At 66.7% G+C, this 18,998-nt stretch carries 17 protein-coding genes and 2 pseudogenes; 12 read left to right on the top strand and 7 right to left on the bottom strand.

Annotation, left to right across the window (positions count from 1 at the left end):
* The first annotated feature begins 2 nt into the window (after window positions 1-2).
* The 3 genes from QM806_RS31585 (at window position 3) to QM806_RS31575 (ending at window position 4,107) form a co-directional block, all read left to right on the top strand.
* Window positions 3-1,067, top strand: coding sequence for an ABC transporter substrate-binding protein (locus QM806_RS31585; RefSeq protein ID WP_240961139.1), 1,065 nt, complete (start codon window positions 3-5; stop codon window positions 1,065-1,067).
* 73 nt (window positions 1,068-1,140) lie between these two features.
* Entirely contained in the window at window positions 1,141-2,946 is a 1,806-nt protein-coding gene (locus tag QM806_RS31580) for an ABC transporter permease (RefSeq protein WP_283293982.1), read from the top strand.
* A 12-nt stretch (window positions 2,947-2,958) separates the two neighbouring features.
* The gene (locus QM806_RS31575; protein WP_167121185.1) at window positions 2,959-4,107 is read left to right on the top strand and encodes an ABC transporter ATP-binding protein; all 1,149 of its coding nucleotides are present in this window, start codon (window positions 2,959-2,961) and stop codon (window positions 4,105-4,107) included.
* Window positions 4,108-4,221: 114 nt separating this feature from the next.
* On the opposite strand, the gene QM806_RS31570 is transcribed toward QM806_RS31575, so the two are convergent.
* The 4 genes and pseudogenes from QM806_RS31570 to QM806_RS31555 all read right to left on the bottom strand — a co-directional run.
* Window positions 4,222-4,914 (bottom strand): GntR family transcriptional regulator, encoded by a 693-nt coding sequence (locus tag QM806_RS31570; RefSeq protein WP_120659976.1) that lies wholly within the window; start codon window positions 4,912-4,914, stop codon window positions 4,222-4,224.
* 277 nt (window positions 4,915-5,191) lie between these two features.
* Window positions 5,192-5,512, bottom strand: coding sequence for a flavin reductase family protein (locus QM806_RS31565; RefSeq protein ID WP_242322381.1), 321 nt, complete (start codon window positions 5,510-5,512; stop codon window positions 5,192-5,194).
* 125 nt (window positions 5,513-5,637) lie between these two features.
* Entirely contained in the window at window positions 5,638-5,985 is a 348-nt protein-coding gene (locus QM806_RS31560) for a cupin domain-containing protein (protein WP_120659975.1), read from the bottom strand.
* Between the two features lie 6 nt (window positions 5,986-5,991).
* Window positions 5,992-6,612: pseudogene (locus tag QM806_RS31555) on the bottom strand (pyrrole-2-carboxylate monooxygenase subunit); the annotation flags it as partial.
* Between QM806_RS31555 and QM806_RS31550 the strand changes: the two are divergent.
* The 4 genes and pseudogenes from QM806_RS31550 to QM806_RS31535 all read left to right on the top strand — a co-directional run.
* Window positions 6,611-6,944, top strand: a pseudogene (locus QM806_RS31550) (4-hydroxyphenylacetate 3-hydroxylase N-terminal domain-containing protein); the annotation flags it as partial. The pseudogenes QM806_RS31555 and QM806_RS31550 overlap by 2 nt on opposite strands.
* 44 nt (window positions 6,945-6,988) lie before the next feature.
* Window positions 6,989-7,540, top strand: a complete 552-nt coding sequence (locus QM806_RS31545; RefSeq protein ID WP_054246727.1) for a TetR/AcrR family transcriptional regulator — start codon at window positions 6,989-6,991, stop codon at window positions 7,538-7,540.
* A 129-nt stretch (window positions 7,541-7,669) separates the two neighbouring features.
* Window positions 7,670-9,265: a GMC oxidoreductase gene (locus QM806_RS31540; protein WP_133985869.1), complete on the top strand. Its 1,596-nt coding sequence runs from the start codon at window positions 7,670-7,672 to the stop codon at window positions 9,263-9,265.
* 2 nt (window positions 9,266-9,267) lie between these two features.
* Entirely contained in the window at window positions 9,268-10,608 is a 1,341-nt protein-coding gene (locus tag QM806_RS31535; RefSeq protein ID WP_133985870.1) for a lipase family protein, read from the top strand.
* Window positions 10,609-10,698: 90 nt separating this feature from the next.
* On the opposite strand, the gene QM806_RS31530 is transcribed toward QM806_RS31535, so the two are convergent.
* On the bottom strand, window positions 10,699-11,781 hold the full coding sequence (locus tag QM806_RS31530) for a VOC family protein (RefSeq protein ID WP_005571545.1): 1,083 nt from the start codon (window positions 11,779-11,781) through the stop codon (window positions 10,699-10,701).
* A 222-nt stretch (window positions 11,782-12,003) separates the two neighbouring features.
* Here QM806_RS31530 and QM806_RS31525 point away from each other — a divergent pair, with 222 nt between their 5' ends.
* The 5 genes from QM806_RS31525 to QM806_RS31505 all read left to right on the top strand — a co-directional run bounded on the left by QM806_RS31525 (window position 12,004) and on the right by QM806_RS31505 (window position 16,680).
* A complete protein-coding gene (locus QM806_RS31525) occupies window positions 12,004-12,882 on the top strand; it encodes an acetaldehyde dehydrogenase (acetylating) (RefSeq protein ID WP_011596410.1) in 879 nt (292 codons plus the stop codon).
* Window positions 12,879-13,910: a 4-hydroxy-2-oxovalerate aldolase gene (gene dmpG / locus QM806_RS31520; protein WP_005260743.1), complete on the top strand. Its 1,032-nt coding sequence runs from the start codon at window positions 12,879-12,881 to the stop codon at window positions 13,908-13,910. The genes QM806_RS31525 and dmpG overlap by 4 nt, the downstream gene beginning before the upstream one ends.
* Before the next feature lie 15 nt (window positions 13,911-13,925).
* Window positions 13,926-15,404, top strand: coding sequence for an aldehyde dehydrogenase (locus tag QM806_RS31515; protein WP_005260742.1), 1,479 nt, complete (start codon window positions 13,926-13,928; stop codon window positions 15,402-15,404).
* Window positions 15,405-15,481: 77 nt separating this feature from the next.
* The gene (locus QM806_RS31510; protein ID WP_007296210.1) at window positions 15,482-16,234 is read left to right on the top strand and encodes an SDR family NAD(P)-dependent oxidoreductase; all 753 of its coding nucleotides are present in this window, start codon (window positions 15,482-15,484) and stop codon (window positions 16,232-16,234) included.
* Between the two features lie 26 nt (window positions 16,235-16,260).
* The gene (locus QM806_RS31505) at window positions 16,261-16,680 is read left to right on the top strand and encodes a tautomerase family protein (RefSeq protein WP_007296209.1); all 420 of its coding nucleotides are present in this window, start codon (window positions 16,261-16,263) and stop codon (window positions 16,678-16,680) included.
* 65 nt (window positions 16,681-16,745) lie between these two features.
* On the opposite strand, the gene nphA is transcribed toward QM806_RS31505, so the two are convergent.
* On the bottom strand, window positions 16,746-17,276 hold the full coding sequence (nphA, locus tag QM806_RS31500; RefSeq protein ID WP_005572670.1) for an NADH-dependent flavin reductase: 531 nt from the start codon (window positions 17,274-17,276) through the stop codon (window positions 16,746-16,748).
* Between the two features lie 27 nt (window positions 17,277-17,303).
* Window positions 17,304-18,866, bottom strand: coding sequence for a 4-hydroxyphenylacetate 3-hydroxylase family protein (locus QM806_RS31495; RefSeq protein WP_005572668.1), 1,563 nt, complete (start codon window positions 18,864-18,866; stop codon window positions 17,304-17,306).
* Between the last annotated feature and the right edge of the window lie 132 nt (window positions 18,867-18,998).

Below are 18,998 nucleotides of genomic sequence, written 5' to 3'. Positions count from 1 at the left end.
CCATGACCCGAATCGGGCGCAAGTTCTGTCTGACCGCCTCGGTCATGGCGGTTGCCGTCGCCTTGTCCGCCTGCGGCGGTCCTCCCGCCGTTCCGGACACCAAGAATCTCGATGAGCTGTACCAGGCGGCCAAGGCCGAAGGGGAGGTCGTCTGGTACGCGCCGAAACCAGAGGCGCAGATGAAGCCGGCCATCGACGCCTTCGAGAAGAAGTACCCCGGGATCGAAGTCCGGTACACGAACAAGAAGGCTCCGGACCTCGTCACCCAGCTCAATGTGGAGCAGGCCGCCGAGCGCGTGACCTTCGATGTCTCCAACGCGGGTGGGCTCACCGTGCTGCCGTCGCAGTCCTTGGCGGCGAAGGTCGACTGGGCGTCCTACGAGGTGCCCGGCGATCAGATCTTCGCCGACGACTTCGTCTACGTCTGGGCCGTCCCGAAAGTCTGGGCATACAACACCGACGCCGTGGCCGCGAGCGATACGCCGAAAAGCTGGGACGACCTGCTCGATCCGCGATGGAACGGGGGAAAGCTCAGCGTTGAGGCGCGCGGGTCCTTCATGACCGTGTGGGCTCAGGACCCGGCCCTCGGCACCGACGCCGGTCTCGACTACAGCTCCCGGCTGGCCCAGCAGCAGCCCCACTACACCGAGAACACCACGCAGGCCCACACACTCATCGTCTCCGGCCAGACACCGGTCGGCACCGACCTCATCAACCTGGTGCTGGGCGACCAGGCCAAGGGCGCGCCGGTCGCCGTCGCACCGGTGGGCCCCACCAACGCCAACAAGTCCTACCTGTTCGTGACCGAGGGCGCCCCACACCCGGCCGCAGGTCGCCTGCTCACCGCCTTCCTCGCCTCCGAAGAGGGCCAGTCCGCCCTGGTCGACACGTACAACTCGGCCATCCCTACCAACACGGACTGCACGGACGCCGCAACCAACCGCGTCATCGGCGCCCTGTGTGACGCCGGCGTCGAGTGGTTCGGCGAAACCAACCTCGAGCAGTACGAGCAGTTCTCGGATTACTTCCCCGAGGTCGAAGAGGCCTTGGGCACCGACGTCAACTGACGGCCCCCACCGTCGCACCGCTGCCCGACGGGCAGCAGAAGACTTTATCCCCTCACCTTTGGAGACTTCAGCGATGCAGTCCGGCACCCCGCTCTCCACCGGCGGACGCCCGCCCACCGGCACGCGCCCGCCCACCGGCACACGCCCTCAGCGAACCGGCGTCCGCCCTGAGCCCACCGACGCACACCCGCACCGGCGGGACCGTGTCCTGATCGGCGTCAACATCGCCATCGGCGCGATCATCGCCTATCTCATGCTCTTTCCCCTCGGCATGCTGTTGTTCAGCAGTCTCAAGGACAGCGAGACGAAGCTGCCCTTCCAGGTCCCCGGGTTCACGCTTGCCAACTTCACCGCGATCTTCTCCTCGAAACGCCTGGTCGAAGTCGCGCTCAACTCGTTGATCTTCGTGGTCGGCACCGTGGGCCTGGCTCTTGTGATCAGCGTCAGCCTGGCCTACCTGTTCGAACGCACCGACATCCCCGGACGCCGATTCCTCGCGCCGAGCACACTGGCCCCCATGGCCGTGCCGGCCACGGTCATGGCAGTGGCCTGGGTGCTGGCGGCCAACCCCACCAACGGTCCGATCGCCATCGTCATCGAGCGGATCTTCGGGTTCACCATCGACATCTACTCGCTGCCCGGCATGATCCTGGTAGCCGGAATCTTCGGCGTCCCAGGCATGTACATCATGCTCGCGCCGACATTCGCCCGGCTCAACCTCGAGTTCGAGGAGGCCGCGGCCACAGCGGGCGCCGGATGGTGGACACGAACCCGCAAAGTGGTTCTGCCCCTCACGATGCCGGGAATCACCGCGGCCAGCATGCTGCTGGTCGTCATCGCGCTCGAGGAATTCGCGATACCGGCCATCCTCGGAATGCCGGACCAGATCTACGTGTTCAGCAGCCTCATCCAGGCCTCGCTGCAGCCGCCGTCGGGACTCGCCAACTACGGCCAGGCCAGCGCCTACGGCATCATGCTGGTCCTGCTGTCCCTGGTAATGATCGCCGTCTACCGGCGCCAGACCCGCGAGTCACACCGATTCCAGGTGGTGGGGGGCAAGGGATACCGGTCCACGCCGGTGCGGCTGGGACGCTGGCGCATCCCGATCTTCGCCACCGTCTTCCTCTACGTACTCGTCGCGATCATCGTGCCCATCCTGACCCTGGTCTGGACGAGCCTGACCCCGTACCTCCAGCCGATCAGCCTGGACAACCTGGGTGCGCTCAGCCTCGCCAACTACACCGCGATCTTCACCAACCCGAGCCTGAGCCAAGCGGTCATCAACACCCTGGTGATCAGCCTGATCACGGCGACGCTGACCGCCGGATTCGCCCTGTGGCTGGCGCTGGCCGCCAGCCGCGGCGGACGCATCGGCCGGTGGCTGTTCGATATTTCGTTCCTGGTCTTCGCCATCCCCGCCGTGGTACTGGGAATGGCGGTGCTGTTCCTCTACCTGTACCTGCCGTTCCCGATCTACGGGACGATCTGGATCATCATCATCGCGTTCACCACCCGATACGTCCCGCGCGGGTCACGCATGATCCAAACGGCACTGCTCCAGCTCGACAAAGGACTCGAAGAGGTGGGACGCGTCTCCGGTGCATCGAAAGGTGTCGTGCTGCGCCGGGTGATCTTCCCCCTCGTCGCCCCCGCGGTGTCGAGCACGTGGCTGTGGGTGTTCGCCCACTCCCTGGGCGAACTCCCCATCGCGCTGCTGCTGTCCAGCTCCGACAACCGCACCGTCGTGGTGCTGCTGTGGGACATGATCGGCGAGAGCGCGAACTATCCCGAGGCCAGTGCCCTCGCAGTTCTCCTGCTTGCCCTCTCCGCCGTCTCCGTCTGGTGGGTCAACCGCCGTGGCGTCCAAAAACACATCTGAGGTGTCGTGAACATGCAGAAACTCGTTGCTACCGACCATTCCGTACAGATCTCCGGTCTGCAGAAACAATTCACCCGTCACGACAGCGGCGAGGTGAACCGCGTCATCGACGATGTCAGCTTCGCCGTACCGAAGAACAGCTTCTTCACCTTGCTGGGACCCAGCGGCTGCGGCAAGACGACCACGCTGCGTTGCCTCGCCGGACTCGAGACCGCTGACGGCGGCGAGATCTGGATGAACGGGAAGGCCGTCTTCTCCGCCGCCGCGGGTCGCGACGTCCCTCCCGACTCCCGGCCGATCGCCATGGTGCCGCAGTCCTACGGGATCTGGCCTCACATGAAGGTGTTCGACAACGCCGCATTCCCGCTCCGATACGGCCGAAAGACATACCCCCGCCCCGAGACTCAGCGCCGTGTCCTCGCAATGCTCGAACAGGTGGGGCTGTCGGAGTACGCCGACCGATGGTCCACCCAACTCAGCGGCGGCCAGCAGCAGCGGCTCGCGCTGGCCCGCGCTCTGCTGTGCGAGCCGGAGGTCCTGCTGCTCGACGAACCGCTGTCCAACCTGGACGCCAAGCTACGCTCACAACTGCGCGCCGAGCTGCGGTCGTTCCAGCAGAAGTTCGGCGTCACCACCATCTACGTCACGCACGACCAGGGCGAAGCCCTCGCCATGTCCGACACGATCGTCGTCATGAACCGTGGCCGAATCGAGCAGATAGGCTCGCCGAGCGAGATCTACGACTCCCCGGCGACACGGTTCGTGGCCGACTTCGTCGGCAGCGCCAACCTCATCCCCGGAGTGCTCGACCGGCCGGCGGACCCCCGTGACCGTGTGGTCGACGCCAAAACGACCCTCGGGGTGGTGCGGTGCGAGCGATTCACCACCCCACCCGCACCGCCCACCGCCGGCCAGGAAATGTCCGTGTGCATCCGGCCCGAGAACATCCGCGTGGTCACTGCGTCACGGGAGGCCGAGGGCCCCAACCGGTTCCCGGCGCGCATCATGACCGCCGAGTACCTCGGCGATCGCCAGGAGATGGTCGTCGCCGTCGGGGATGTCACACTTCGCGCGCACGCCGATGCGCACTTCGACGCTCGCCCGGGCGACGACGTGACCGTTGTCCTGGACCCAGCGTGGACGGTCGCGCTGTGGTCCTAACGCCGTAAGTCGTGAGAGTGCTGTCGGCGTGGTGAACTGAGTGGACGAGGACCTCCGGGCGGAGCGGGTGTCGTGGCGCACCCACGAGCCGCCTGGAGGTCCTCGCGGCGACGATTAGTCGGCCGGTGGGGGGAACTTCAGCTGAAGCGCTCGCCGGGCCGACGACAGATGATGCCGCATCGTCGCCGCGGCGGCCTCCGGGTTGTGGGTGACGATCGCGGCGAGGATGGCCTCGTGCTCCCTGACGGAGTCGGTCCGCGGCTGCTCGCGGTCGGCGTCGCGGTACTGCTGCATGACGAGCGGGTACAGCAGGCTGTCGACGAACCTGGTGAGCGTGGCCTGCCGCGCCGCCCGCTTGACCTGTTCGTGGAACTTGCGGTTGAGATTCGCGTACTCCTCGCGCCCACCCGGTACCTGCCAGTCCCACATGCGCTTACAGGTTTCGGTCATCGCGGCGATGTCCGTATCGGTGGCGCGTTCGGCGGCCTTCGCCGCCAGCGCTGCCTCCATCACCGCGCGGGTCTCCAGTATCTCGACCGCCTCGTCCACCGAGAACGAGCGGGTGCGAGCGCTGCGGTTCGCCTCGGCGGTGACGTAGCCCTCCTGCGCGAGGCGCGCGAGCACGGAACGGATCGTCCCGCGCGAGACCTGGAGCTGCGTGGTGAGCTCCGATTCGGTGAGGCGTGAGTCCGGTTCGTAGTGACCGGAGAGGATCAAAGCACGCAGATCGTGGTAAGCCTGCGATGTCCGGTTGGCACCCGAATCCGGGCTGTCGTTGCCCGGGCCCGTGCCCGTAGCTAGCACCATGGTGTGTCACCTCGAGTAGTCGTGGATCTGGCGGGCAGACGCGTCACGCACAGCGCCCCACGTGATGTTGTACAACAACATCACCGGTTACGTATCGAGCGATCGATGGGAACGCGGTTAGGCGGCAGCAAAACTTTCCCTTCCTGCCTCAACTAGTCAGTACTGACGTCCACATTGTTGCACAATTCGCACCCTCCGGCCCACGAGAAACCCGACCCCGAAATACACGTGCTCGCCGGCGCACCGTCAGTGATGCGCCGGCGAGCACGTTCGCGAATCAGAACAACCAGGGGACCTCGTCGTGACCGAAGTCGTGGAAGTCGCCGAACCGCCCCGAGTAGAACACCAGGCCGGTGCCCTCCCGGCAGCGCATGTCGGTGACTTCGCCGTAGAAGACGCGGTGGTCGCCGATGTCGTGGGCGCTGTGGACCCGGCATTCGAGCTGGGCCAGAGCATCTTTGATCAGCGGCAGACCCGAGCGGCTGCGATCGCAGGGCAGGTCGTCGAATCGGGCGCCGCCCCGCGTGGCGAAGCGACGGGCGAGAGCTTCTTGACGGGAGCCGAGGACGGACACGGCGAACGAGCCCGCGGCTTCCATGGCCTCGGTGGTGCGGGAGCCGTGGGTAAGCGAGACGAGCAGGATCCCCAGTAGTGAACCGGCCCATGCTTCGTCGCATGTCCGTCGGGGTGGGCGCGTGGAATGCCGGTAGGGTCATCGTGGGCCTACTTACTGTGGTACCGGACTTCGAAGGTGACAACGCCCTCGTCCGTGCTCCAGGGGCCGTGCGGCATACCCGGCGGCCGGCAGGCGTACATCCCCGCGGTGAACGTCTCGCCGAGGGTCAGATCGGTGAACGACCCCTCGAGGATGTAGACCTCCTCCCAGAAGTCGTGTTTCTGCACGCCCATCGGCGTCGAGTCGGCGCCGGGTTCGTAGCGCAGGATCCGGGTGGCGACGTTGCCTTCCGGATCCTTGGCGAGGATGCGTTCGGTGATCTTCGGATCGTCCCACGGACATACTGTCCACTTGACGTCGGTGACCGGGAAGAATTCGAATTCGGGCTTGGCCATGATGGTTTACTCGCTTTCCGCTTTGTAGCCGTCGGTGAACTGCTGCACCCGCCGCGACGGTGTTGTCGTAGTCGTAGTTGCGGTACGTGTACGCGCCCTTCACCACGAAAGGGGCACCGGCGTAGAACATCTCGTACTGCTGGTGTCGTCCGGCGAATTCGGAGCCGATGATTCCCAGGCCAGCTTGAAGAGCTTGACGCGCTCCTCGGACGGCACACCGGGGGACTGGACGTAGTGTTCGATGTCCCGGGATGTCAACGGGCTGGTGAGGTCCTTGACGCTCGACGGGAGTTGCAGCACACCGCCGCCGACGAGGTCGCGCAGGATCGCGATCACCCGCGGGTAGATCTCCGACTGCAGGCCCATCGACCCGTACAGGGCCTGCCTGCCCGGCAACCACATTCCGGCCGAATCCGGCTCGGCGGTGTACTCGGCGGCCAGCACCGCGGAACGGACTCCGCTGACGAGTGCGGCGAGCTCGCCGAGCTTCTCCTGAACGCTGGGGATCTTGTCCACCCCGTTGACCTGGGTGACCCGACGCGCAACGCCCGCAATGAATTCCAGCTTCGTCGCGAAGCGGATCTGCGACTGCCAGTTGCCGAGAACGTGGGCGCCCGTCTCGAAGAAGGCCGGCGTGGTCGAGGAGACCCCCGAGGGTCTGGTCATCCGTGGTTCGCAGATGCTACCGGCGGAGCGATCGCCGACGAAATCTTCGTCTCGTGCATCAGCCGCTCGGCCCGGACGACAAGGACTTCGCCGTCGGGTTCGTGGTCCCGACCAACGCCCCCGGTCTCAAGCAGTACGTCCGCCGCCCGTACATCCCGGCCGCGACGAGCTCATTCGACTACCCACTGACCTGCCGCTACGACGAGCCCGATTCGCTCCTCGTCTTCGACGACGTCCTCGTGCCGTGGGACCGAGTGTTCGTCGACCGCGACACCACCGGTGTCCGCCGTCAGTGCGACGGTGCGGGCCCACCGGGATCGTCGTCGATAATGGTCGCATGCGGTCGCGGAGGAAGATCTTGGACGCCACGCTCGACTTGATCGCGAGTGACGGCTTCGAGGGGGTCACCATCGCGGCGGCGGCGCAGAGTGCGGGCGTCACGCGACAGACCGTGTATTCCATCTTCGGGTCGCGCGAAGAACTGGTGTCGCAGGCGATCGCCGGTCTCGCCGTCGAGGTGCTGGGCGGGATCCACTCCCGATCGAACGCCACCGACACCACGTGCGAGTACGTCGTCGAACTCATCGTCGCGGGCCGGGCCGCCGTGCGCGCGCATCCGGTGCTGGCTACCCTGCTCCAGGCGGAACGGGGCAACCCTGTCTTCGACACGGGCATGATGTCCCGCGCGAAACCCGTAGCGCGCGAACTGCTCGCGCCGCTCGTCGAGCGCGACCCCGGCGTGGAGTCGAGTCTGGACGACATCGTCGAGATCGCACTGCGGCTGGCGTTGTCGGTCGTCCTCTTCGACGACGACGCCGTTCACACCGACGACGACCTGCGCCGGTTTCTCACCCGCTGGCTCCTGCCCGCGATGCCGTCCAGCTCGTAACGGCAGTCACAGTAACTTCTTGACACATCTGGCTCAGAGTGTCTAGTTTGAGCTCGCCTAAGAGAAACGCTCCACGCTGATCTTTCGACATCTCGCCGAGTGAGTCCGTCTGTGATCCGGGGGAAAGCTGTGTCTGCACTCAATCGCCGCTCCTTTCTGGCCGGGGCCGCTGCCGCGGGGGTCGCGTTGGCGAGTCCGCGCATCGCGCAGGCCGGGACCGGCCTCGCGGGCCGCCGGACGACCGTGCCGCTCACCCGCGAAGATCACCGGGTCATCGTCGTCGGGTCGGGGTTCGGCGGCGGCGTCGCGGCGCTTCGGCTCGCGGAGTCCGGGGTGCCCGTTCTCGTGCTCGAGCGTGGAATGCGCTGGCCCACAGGGCCGGACGCGGAGACCTTTCCCCGTGCGACCGCGCCGGACAAGCGCATCCTCTGGTACCGGTCCAGTCCGCAGCTGTTCGGTGAGCCGGTGGCGCTGGAGCCGTACACCGGTCTGCTCGAGGCGGTGCCCGGCGACAACATGACCGCACTGTGTGCGGCGGGCGTCGGCGGTGGTTCCCTGGTCTACCAAGGGATGACGTTGCAACCGGCCGAGGCCGTCTTCAACGCGCACCTGCCCGAAGCGCTCGACTGGGCCACCATGGACCGAGTTCACTACCCACGGGTCGCGCAGATGTTGCGGCTCGCCGTCGCCCCCGACGAGTTGATCGACAGCCCGAATTACCAGGCCGCGAAAGTGTTTGCGCAGAACGTGCAACGAGCGGGACTGCCCGTGTCGAAGATCCCGATGCCGATCGACTGGAACTTCGCGCTCGACGAACTCCGCGGCCGCATGAAACCCTCGTACACCAACGGCGACGGCGCCCTCGGGGTCAACAACGGCGGCAAGCACTCGGTCGACGTCACCTACATCGCTGCCGCGGAAGCGACCGGCCGGGTGACGGTGGAAACCCTGCACCAGGTCACCGATGTCGAACGCGCCCCAGACGGCCGCTGGACCGTGTACGTCGACCGGATCGATACGTCCGGCAACGTGCTCGAGAACAAGATCCTCACCACGAGCGCCCTGGTGATGGCCGCCGGCAGCCTCGGCACCACCAAGTTGCTGGTGCGCGCGGCGGCGACGAGCCGGATCCCGGATCTGCCGGACGGACTCGGAACCGGTTGGGGAACCAACGCCGACCGAATCTATGTCTGGACGAGCCTCGAAGAAGAGTTCGGTGCCCCGCAGGGTGGCCCGGTCGTCTACGGCAGTCTGAACTGGGACGACCCCGCCACCGCCGTCACGGTCATTCAGGCGTCGATGCCACCACTGTCCTTCGACGCACGCAGCACCATGCTCGTCGGATACGGCGTCAGCGACGGACGTGGGAGTTTCGTGTACGACTCGGCCACCGACGACGCAGTCCTGCGCTGGCCGAAGGAAGGCGACGCCGTCATCCAGAACGGCCGCATCGACCCGATGGTGCGGAAGATCGCCGGGCCGGGAAGCCTACTCACGGACACCAACGCGCTGTTCCCCTCCACCTGGCATCCGCTCGGCGGGGCGTCGATGGGCTCCGTTTGCGACCTCGAAGGGAGAGTGCTCGGCCAGCGCGGACTGTATGTGCTCGACGGCGCGCTGATGCCCGGGAACACCGCGGCCTGCAACCCGTCGATGACCATCGCCGCGGTCGCCGAACGCGCCCTGGACCATCTGGTCGCCCGAGACGTCGGCACGGTGATCTGACCATGCACACCACCCCTACTCGTCTTCGCCGCTCGCACACACCGCACGCTGTCCGGGTCGCCGTCCTCACCGTCGTCAGCTGCATAGCCGCCGCGGTCGCGCTCACTGCCGGCGCTCATCCGGCACACGCCGCCCACGGCGACGACTTCTACACTCCGCCAGCCGAATTCGCGTCGGCTCCGGGATCGATCATCCGCACCGAACCGATGCCGTTGTTCGCCTCGGTGCCCGGAACGGACGGCACCTGGCCGGGCGCCGGGCAGCGGGTGATGTACACGTCGCGGCTGCAGGACGGTTCCCCGACAGCGGTCACCGGGACTTTCATCGACGCCACCCGGCCCTGGAATGGCAGCGGCACGCGGCCGACCGTGATCATCGCGCCCGGCACGGTCGGGCAGGGTGATCAGTGCGCCCCGTCGCACGCGTTCTCCACAGGGCTGAACGTGACCACGGCCCCGTTCTCGTTGTCCGCCAACCAGGAAGCGCTGTCGGCCAACGTGTGGAGCGCGATGGGAGCGCGCGTCTTCGTCACCGACTACATCGGCCTCGGCACCCCCGGAGTCCACACCTACGTCAACCGGCTCGAAGAAGCCCACGCCGTTCTCGACGCCGCGCGCGCCGCGAACGCACTCGGCGGCAGCGGTCCGACGACGCCACTGGCCCTGTGGGGATACTCCCAGGGCGGTGGAGCCGCCGCGGCCGCCGCGGAGCTCCAGTCCTCCTACGCCCCGGAACTGAACGTCAAGGGCACCTGGGCGGGCGGACCGCCGGCCGACCTCCTCACCGTGCTCGGCCAGATCGACGGCAACCTCATCGGCGGTGCCATCGGGTTCGCGATCAACGGCTTCGTCGCAGGCCATCCCGAGTTGCAGAAACCACTGCACGAACGCATCACTCCCGAGGGCCAGGCAATGCTGAACACGCTGAGCACCGAGTGCATCGGTGACGTCATCGCCAACCAGCCGTTCCTGCGCACCAGCACGTACACGAACGACCACAAATCCTTGCTCGACAACCTACGCGACATCCCCGAAGCCGCCCCCGTCTTCGACGCGCAGCGCCTCGGCACCCTCACCCCGAGCAGCCCGGTGCTCGTCACCAGCGGTCGCAACGACGACACCGTGCCCTACGAGCAGGCCCGCCAACTCGCCACCGACTGGTGCGACCGAGGCGCACAGGTCACCTTCCGCACCAACGACCTACCGCCCATCGCACCGGGCACCACCATCCCCAACCACTTCGGCCCCGAACTCATCGACGGCTACGACACCAACGGCGCCATGTCCTACATCGTCGACCGGTTGAACGACACCCCGATCGCCGAGGGCTGCAGAGTGAACTGACACCGGTGGGTCTTCGATCGCGAAGACGACGCGACGCCAGGGTGGTTACGGCACGAGGCCGCGACCACCCTGGCGCTCACCGAGGGTGTGTCAGAGCGACGCGTCGGCGACAGCGCGGGAGTGCTCCAACTCGTCGGGGACGGAGAGTTCCGCCGCGAGGGCGTCGGGATCGGGGGCACCGGGCCCGAAGTGGGCGTACTTTTCGATGTGCTGGTCCAGGGACAGCGGGCTCGGGGTGCCGTAGGTGAAATACGACTCCCACGGCAGCTTGGCGCCTCCGACGGCCAGTCCGGTGTCGATGTCGGACATCTGCCAGGTCTTGGTCTCGGCGTCCGGGTCCAAGTGCAGGTAGCCGGCCTCGCCGAACAGCTCGATGCGGTTGCCGCCCGGTTCGAAGACGTACAGGAACTGGCTCTGCGTGATGCCGTGCTTGTCGGGGCCGGCTTCGATCTGAATGTCGTAGTCGCGGAACATCTCCACGGCGTCGATGTTGTGCTGCCCGGTGCCGTAGAAGAACGCGAGGTGGTGCAGCTTGCCGTGCCCGCCGGTCATGTCGCGCATGCAGGCGACCTCGTGACCGAGCAGGTTCGAGCTCATCCACGCCCCGATCTCGACGTTGCCGTCGACGACCCGCTCGGTGGTCCGGAATCCGAGGTGCCGTTCGAAGGAGTCCTTCACCGCGGTCACGTCGGACGACATCAGGTTGAGGTGGTCGATGCGCTTGACGGGGATACCCTGCAGCGGCTTCTTGGACGGCCGGGTGAGGATCTTGCTCCGCAGTTCCGGGGGAGCGACGTACTTCTCGGCTTCCCACAACAGCTGCAGATTGTGTCCGTCGGGTGACTGGTACTCGAAGGTCTTGCCGTACCCGAACTGGTCTTCGCTCCACGTGCCGTCGACGTTGCCGTCTGTCAGTGACTTGGCCCGTCGCTCGAGCGCTTCGGGAGAACTCGTCCGCATCGCGGCGTGGCCCATCCCGGCCTCGGGTGCTTCGGTGATCTTCAGGCTCCACTGATACGGGTCCTCGTATCCGCGCAGGTACACCGACTGCCCTTCCCTGTGGGTCACGTACATCCCGAGGAACTTCGTGAAGAAGTCCAGCGTCTCCTGCGGCTTGGGGCTGAACAGTTCGGCACGGGCGAGGTGCGCGATGTCGAAACGAGCGTCACTCATGGCTTCTCCTGGTTTCCGACGTCCGGGCCTGCTGCACCGGTTGTGGTCGATGTCACGAGCGTGGCGGACGGGGTCCGGGGCGGTCAGCGCTTTTCGTGATAGCCGAACAGCGGTCGCGTGATGGCGCTCGCTGTCCGGCACAGCCGAATCGCCGGTCCCGGACCTGCGAATTCTTCCTAGCGTCGACCGCATCACCCCGCCTGCCCAGGGAAGGCCTAGAAGATGAGTCGATTGAAAGCCGCGATCGTCGGATCCGGGAACATCGGTACGGATCTGATGTACAAGCTGCTGCGGTCCGAGCACGTCGAACCCGTGTGCATGGTGGGCATCGACCCCGACAGCGAGGGATTGGCCCGGGCCCGCCAGGAGGGCCTCGAAGCCTCCGCCGGCGGACTCGACTGGCTCCTGGCCCAGCCGGAACTGCCGGACTTCGTGTTCGAGGCGACGTCGGCGAAGATCCACGCCGCCGCGGCGCCGCGCTACGCCGACGCCGGAATCACCGCCATCGACCTCACCCCGGCCTCGGTCGGCCCGTACGTCGTCCCCGCGGTCAACCTCGACGCGCACCTGAGCGCACCCAACGTGAACATGGTCAGCTGCGCCGGCCAGGCCACCATTCCGATCCTCTACGCCATCAACGAGGTCGCCGACGCCTCCTACGGCGAGATCGTCGCCGCCATCGCCTCCCACAGTGCCGGCCCCGGCACCCGGCAGAACCTCAGCGAATTCAGCGAGAAGACCGGCCGCGCCCTCGCCCAGGTCGCCGGCGCCGACCGTGCCAAGGCGATCTCGGTGATCAACCCGGCCGAACCGCCGATGAACATGCGCGACACCGTCTACGCCAAGGTCCGCAACCCCGACCCGGCCGCCATCGAACGCGCCGTGGTCGACATGGTCGCCAAGGTCCAGCGGTACGTCCCCGGCTACTCGCTACGCCTGGTCGACGTCGACGGCGACCTGGTCACCGTGATGCTCGAGGTCGTCGGCGCCGGCGACTTCCTGCCCACCTACGCCGGCAACCTCGACATCATCACCGCCGCCGCCGTCCAGGTGGCCGACGTCATGGCCCAGCAGAACCTCGTCCAGGGAGCAGCACAGTGAGTAAGAAGATCACGATCGTCGACACCACCCTGCGGGACGGCATGTCGTCCGTGTCGCACCGGTTCACCCCGCAGAACGTCGCCGACATCGCGCGCGGCCTCGACAAGGCCGGCGTGCCGACCATCGAGGTCGCGCACGGCATCGGACTCGGCGCCTCCTCGATCCAGTACGGGTTCGCCGCCGCCACCGACCCCGACTACGTGCGCGCCGCGGTCGACGCCGTCGAGAACGCCGACATCGCCGCCCTCTACGTGCCCGGCATCGCGACCCTCGCCGAACTGCAGCAGGCCATCGACGCCGGCATCAAAACGGTCCGCGTCGCGGTGCACTGCACCGAGGCCGACTGCGGGCAGCAGCCGGTCGAGTGGGCCAAGGAGCAGGGCCTGACGGTGATGACGTTCCTGATGATGAGCCACAAGCTCGACCCCCAACCCCTCGCCGAGCAGGCCGCCAAACTCGACTCCTACGGTGCCGACGTCGTCTACGTCGTCGACTCCGCCGGTGCCATGGTTCCCCGGCACGCCGGTGACCGGGTCGCCGCTCTGCGGCAGGCCATCACCGCCGACATCGGGTTCCACGCCCACAACAACCTCGGTGTCGGGATCGCCAACGCGCTGACCGCCGCGGAGAACGGGGCCACGTTCATCGACGGGTCCCTGCGCGGTCTCGGCGCCAGCGCCGGCAACGCGCAGACCGAGGTCCTCGCCGCTGCGTTCGAACGCGCCGGCTGGGACACCGGGGTCGACCTTTTCCCGCTCATCGACACCGCCGAACACATCGTCGCACCGCTGATGAAGGAACCGCAGATCGTCGACGAGACCGCACTGGTCCTCGGCTACGCCGGTGTGTACTCCACGTTCTTCCACCCCACCAAGCGGGCCGCGAAGAAGTTCGGGGTGCCCGCCCGCGACATCCTCATGGAACTCGGTCGTCGCGGTGTCATCGGTGGTCAGGAAGACATGATCATCGACGTCGCCTCCGAACTCGCAGGCCGCACCTACGAGACCCCGGCCCCGGCCGGGGTCTGACAGGCAAGGAGCACCATGACCACGACGGAATCCGTACCCGGGGTGACCGAGGTTCGTCACCTCATCGGTGGCGACTGGGCGGCCGCCTCGGACGGGGCGACCTTCGAAACCCGTGATCCGCACGACGGTTCACTGCTCGGGACGGTCCCCCGCGGAACCGCCGACGACGGCGAGGCTGCGATCACCGCGGCCCGCACCGCATTCGATGACGGTCCGTGGCCGCGGATGTCGCCGAAGGAGCGTGCGAAGATCCTGCACGCAGTAGCCGACAAGGTCGACGAACACCGTGAGGAACTCGCGCTGATCGAGACCCGTGACGGCGGCAAGAGCATCAACCAGTCCCTGCACGCCGAGATCCCGCGGGTGGCACACAATCTGCGGTTCTTCGCCGACTATGTGTCGATGGCCGCCAACGAGGCCTACCCGGACGGCGACCTGCTCTCCTACGTTTTGTACCCACCCGCCGGGGTGGTGTCGGCGATCAGCCCGTGGAACGCGCCGCTGATGCTCGCGACGTGGAAGATCGCCCCCGCATTGGCCTTCGGCAACACCACCGTTCTCAAACCCGCACCGCAGACGCCGCTCACCGCGCACCGGTTCGCGCAACTCGCCCTCGAGGCCGGCCTTCCCGAAGGCGTGCTCAACGTGGTCCACGGATTCGGGGGCGAGGCCGTCGCCGGTCCGCTCACCGCGGACCCGAGGGTCGACCGGATCACGTTCACCGGTTCGAGCGCCACCGGCGTGCGGATCCTCCAGGCCGCCGCGGTGAACCACACCCCGGTCTCGGCGGAGATGGGCGGCAAGTCCGCGAACATCGTCTTCGACGACGCCGACCTCGACGTCGCTGTTCCGATGGCGATCCGGGCGATCTTCGGCGGCAACGGGCAGGTGTGCCTGTCCGGCTCCCGCCTGCTGGTGCAGAACTCGATCATGGACGAATTCCTCGACCGGTTCACCGAGGAGGCGAAGAAACTCACCGTCGGCGACCCGAAAGACCCGTCGAATTTCCTCGGCCCGCTGATCGAGCAAAGACACCTCGAGAAGGTGCACGGCTACGTCGAACTGGCCCAGGAGGAGGGCGGCAAGGTCGTCACCGGTGGGTCGCGGCTCACCGACGATGCGCGGGCGAAAGGCTTCTACTACCCGCCCACGGTGATCACCGGGCTCACCAACGACTCGCGCACCGCGCGTGAGGAGATCTTCGGGCCCGTCGAGACCGTCCTCGGGTTCGACACCGAGGACGAGGCGCTGCGCATCGCGAACGACTCGCCGTACGGGTTGGCAGGGATTCTGTTCACCGACAACCTCAACCGTGCGCACCGCATGGCCGCACGGTGGAAGGCCGGCACGGTGTGGATCAACACCTTCTTCGAGCGCGACCTCCGACTGCCGTTCGGTGGCGAAGGCAGCAGCGGCCTCGGACGCGAGGGCGGCCAGTACTCCCGCGAATTCTTCACCGAGCCCCGAGCGGTCACCATCCGCCTGCGGAGCTGATCGAACTCGTCCACCAGTGGCCGGGGCGGTACCCACCGTCCCGGCCTTCGTCTTCCCGAACCGAGGAGAACTGTGCTGTGACTACACCCGACCTTTGTGTCGTCGTCGGTGCGACCGGTGCGATGGGCACCGAAATCACCCTGCGATTGGCCCGCCGCGGGCTGCGAGTGCTGGCCGTCGCCCGCAGAGGCGACGAACTCGAGAAGCTCGCGATCTCCGACGACCTGATCACGCCGTGCGTGGCCGACATCGCCGACGACACTGCAATCGACACGATCTCTGCGTGTATCGACTCGCCCGTTCGGATGGCGCTGTTCGCCGCCGGCCTCCCGGTGCGGGGTTCCGTCGACACGATTCCACCAGGCGACCTGGCCGTGGCGACGAACATCAAGGTGGGCGGACTCGTCCGCCTCCTGCACGCCGTCCGCGACCATCTCGTCGACGGCTCCCGCTTCGTCACCATCGCCGGCTCCCTCGGTCTCGAACCGGGTCCGCTCGATGCGGCGCCCGGCACGGCGAACGCTGCGGTCTTCAACCTCATGCGCCAACTCAGTGCCCTCTACGGGCCGAAGGGTGTCACCACCCACACGATCGCTCCCGGACCGGTGGACACTCCGAGGCTGCGTGCCTTCGTCGAAACCGAATCCGCCGAAACCGGGCAGGATCCGGAGAAGATCTGGAACCGCTACCGCGCCAAGACCAGCCTCGGTCGGCTGCCGACGCTCCAGGAGATCGGCTGGATCGTCGAGACCCTGCTCGCTCCGGAGGCCGCGGTGCTGCACGGCTCGGTGATCAACGTCGATGCCGGAACCCGCCACGGAATCCACTGACCGACTCCCGAAAAGGATTGTCACCTATGCCTGTCGCCCACTTCCACCTCGTCGACGGCGCCTACACCGCCGAGCAGCACCGAGAACTGCTCACCGCCGCGAGTCGGTGCTACTCCGAGGTTCTCGACTCACCGATGGACCGCGTAAGGGCGTTCATCGTGCGATACCGGCCCGACGATGTCGCTGTCGCGGGAACCACCGTTACAGACGGCGCGCCCGCGGCGCCCTATTTCACGGCGATCGTGCTCGCCGGACGCCCCGCCTCGCAACGTCAGGAACTTGCGGCGCGGTTCACCGATCTGATCGTCGACATCCTCGGTGCGCAGCGTGCGCTCGTGCGCGGACAGATCATCGAAGTCGACCCGGCGAACTGGGCGATCGCGGGGACCGCGGCCGCCACGACTCGTGCCGGTGAGATCGCGGCTCGTGCCCAGGCCGTGCCCTGAGCTGCACCACACATACGTATGGCGGCCGCGACATTCGTCGCGGCCGCCAGCCGTCGGCACTCGGTTCAGAACCCCCAGGGCTCGTCGCGCCCGAGGAGTTCCAGCGACCGGAAACTGCCGGTGTAGAAGACGAGCGGGTGCCCGTCGTCGTACCAGAGTTGCTCGACCCGGCCCACGTGCAGCGTGTGGTCGCCCGCGGGGTGCGAGGCGACCACGGTGCACGCGAGATGCACCAGAGCGCCTTCGAGGAGCGGCACGCCCCTGCGCCACACGAACCGAACCCGATCCGGTTCGTGTGCCGCGCCCGCGAAGTGCAACGACACAGGTTCCTGGTCTCCGGCGAGAATCGAAACGCCGTACGTCCCGGTCTCTCTGATCTTCGTGTCCATCTTCGCGCGTGTGGAGATGGACACGAGCACCAGCGGTGGGTCCAGCGACACCGAGGTGAACGCATTGGCGGTCATCCCATGCACCGAGTCCTCGTCTTCGCATTCGGCGGTGGTCACGATGGTGACACCGCTGGCGAACCGTCCCAGCGCCTTCCGCAGGTGTAGCGGCGTCACCTCGGGATCGAGTTCGCCCACTGTCTCGGTCATGGCTGCGCTCCTCGTCGTCGGTTCCACTCAGCCCCGGACGATCCTCAGATCGTCGTTGCCGATCAGGTCGGGCCGGGTCCAGCCGTCCACGTCGTACTCGGACATGCACTGTTCGGCGAATCCCTTGAGCGCCAGATCCTGTCCGGTCGCCTGGTAGGCGAACAACGTCTGGAAGCGGACGGCCTCGTGATCGCCGCCGTAATTGCGCTCGTAGAGTTCGTGCCGCCCACCGAACTCGGTGCCGACGGCGTCCCACAGCAACTTGAGCAACTGGACGCGGTCGATCGCGGCGACGCCGTTCGATCCGCGGACATACTGGTCGAGGTAGGGACGCATGGCCGGGTTCGCCCAGTCGCTCGCATGGGAGTTCAGGTAGATCAGCCCGCTGCCCAGCACCTGCTGGATGATCTCCTTGACCCGCGGGTACCCCACACCCATGAAGGTGCGATAGGCGAGGCCGTAGTTCAGGTTCGGCTGGACGGCGCCGTTCACCCACTGTTCGGGTGACTTGGCCATCGCGTCGGACAGCCCCCAGAACATGTCGCGCCAGTTGAGGATCTCCCCGATCTGCATCTGCACACCGCGGAATCCCGCGGAGCCGGTCATTTCCACACCCTTCATCACACAGCCGGCGATGAAGTCGAGCTTCACCGCGAGCCGAGCGCATCCGTGGAACATGAAGCGGGAGAGAAATCCCGACTTCATGACGAAGCCGTTCGCGGTGTCGGTGTCGTAGGCGAAGACGTTCTCCCACGGCACCAGCACCCGGTCGAACACCATGATCGCGTCGTTCTCGTCGAACCTGCTCGACAACGGATAGTCGAACGGCGTGCCCATCACCGCAGCGTTCATCTCGTAGGAGGTGCGGCAGAACAACTTCAGTCCTGGCGAATCCATCGGCACCGTGAAGATCAGGCCGTATTCCTTCTTGCGCAGCGGCAGTCCGTAGTGGGCGATGAAATTCGCGTTAGTGATCGCCGATCCCGTCGCGACGACCTTCGCGCCGGACACGATCAGACCCGCATCGGTCTCCTCGACCACGTGCACGCACACGTCGGCGGTTTCGTCGGCCGGCTTGTCGCGGTCGATCGGCGGATTGACGATGGCGTGGTTGAGGTAGAGCATCCGCTCCTGCGCGTGCTTGTACCAGCGCAGGGCGTTGTCGCGGTACGGGCCGTAGAAGTCGGCGTTGGCTCCCAGCGTGCCGAGGAACGAGGCCTTGTAGTCGGGCGACCGGCCCAGCCAGCCGTACACCTCACGCTGCCAGGCCACGATCGCGTCACGGGCGAGCACCAGGTCGTCCGCACTTCGAGCGGTCTTGAAGAAGGGGTGCGTGAAGCCGCCGTTTCCGGTATCGGTGGGCACCGCCAGCACGCCCTTCGCCTCCGGCTGGTGCAGTGCGTCGTACATCCGCGCCACCGACCGCGCCGAGTTACGGAAAGCCGGATGGGTGGTGACGTCGTCGACGCGCTCCCCGCGGAAGTAGACCTCGCGGCCGTCGCGCAGCGACTCGAGGTACTCGTCGCCCGTCATGGGCCGGACGTCGTTCGGAACTCCGACGCGATCGTCGACGAATGCTGATGTGGTCATGGAGTCACTCCTGGTCTCGTTGGGCAGGAACCTGTTTCGGAAGGCGAGGACGTCGGCGCGCCTCGGTCACCGCTGTCGGTGTCGTACTCGACGGGGTGGGGTATATTGACCCGAACGCCAAGTTCCTGTGAT

Source organism: Rhodococcus sp. IEGM 1351 (assembly GCF_030056875.1).
In the GTDB taxonomy this organism is placed as follows: Bacteria; Actinomycetota; Actinomycetes; order Mycobacteriales; family Mycobacteriaceae; genus Rhodococcus_F; species Rhodococcus_F opacus.
This window is presented reverse-complemented; position numbering and strand designations above follow the sequence as displayed.

Bases quoted from the DNA above. Each gene is read 5' to 3' on its own strand.
- QM806_RS31570 (WP_120659976.1), bottom strand. From the start codon at position 4,914: ATGGTGCTAGCTACGGGCACGGGCCCGGGCAACGACAGCCCGGATTCG.
- QM806_RS31585 (WP_240961139.1), top strand. From the start codon at position 3: ATGACCCGAATCGGGCGCAAGTTCTGTCTGACCGCCTCGGTCATGGCG.
- QM806_RS31515 (WP_005260742.1), top strand. From the start codon at position 13,926: ATGACCACGACGGAATCCGTACCCGGGGTGACCGAGGTTCGTCACCTC.
- QM806_RS31505 (WP_007296209.1), top strand. From the start codon at position 16,261: ATGCCTGTCGCCCACTTCCACCTCGTCGACGGCGCCTACACCGCCGAG.
- QM806_RS31575 (WP_167121185.1), top strand. From the start codon at position 2,959: ATGCAGAAACTCGTTGCTACCGACCATTCCGTACAGATCTCCGGTCTG.
- QM806_RS31580 (WP_283293982.1), top strand. From the start codon at position 1,141: ATGCAGTCCGGCACCCCGCTCTCCACCGGCGGACGCCCGCCCACCGGC.
- QM806_RS31530 (WP_005571545.1), bottom strand. From the start codon at position 11,781: ATGAGTGACGCTCGTTTCGACATCGCGCACCTCGCCCGTGCCGAACTG.
- QM806_RS31545 (WP_054246727.1), top strand. From the start codon at position 6,989: ATGCGGTCGCGGAGGAAGATCTTGGACGCCACGCTCGACTTGATCGCG.
- QM806_RS31565 (WP_242322381.1), bottom strand. From the start codon at position 5,512: ATGGAAGCCGCGGGCTCGTTCGCCGTGTCCGTCCTCGGCTCCCGTCAA.
- QM806_RS31560 (WP_120659975.1), bottom strand. From the start codon at position 5,985: ATGGCCAAGCCCGAATTCGAATTCTTCCCGGTCACCGACGTCAAGTGG.
- QM806_RS31525 (WP_011596410.1), top strand. From the start codon at position 12,004: ATGAGTCGATTGAAAGCCGCGATCGTCGGATCCGGGAACATCGGTACG.
- QM806_RS31535 (WP_133985870.1), top strand. From the start codon at position 9,268: ATGCACACCACCCCTACTCGTCTTCGCCGCTCGCACACACCGCACGCT.
- nphA (WP_005572670.1), bottom strand. From the start codon at position 17,276: ATGACCGAGACAGTGGGCGAACTCGATCCCGAGGTGACGCCGCTACAC.
- QM806_RS31495 (WP_005572668.1), bottom strand. From the start codon at position 18,866: ATGACCACATCAGCATTCGTCGACGATCGCGTCGGAGTTCCGAACGAC.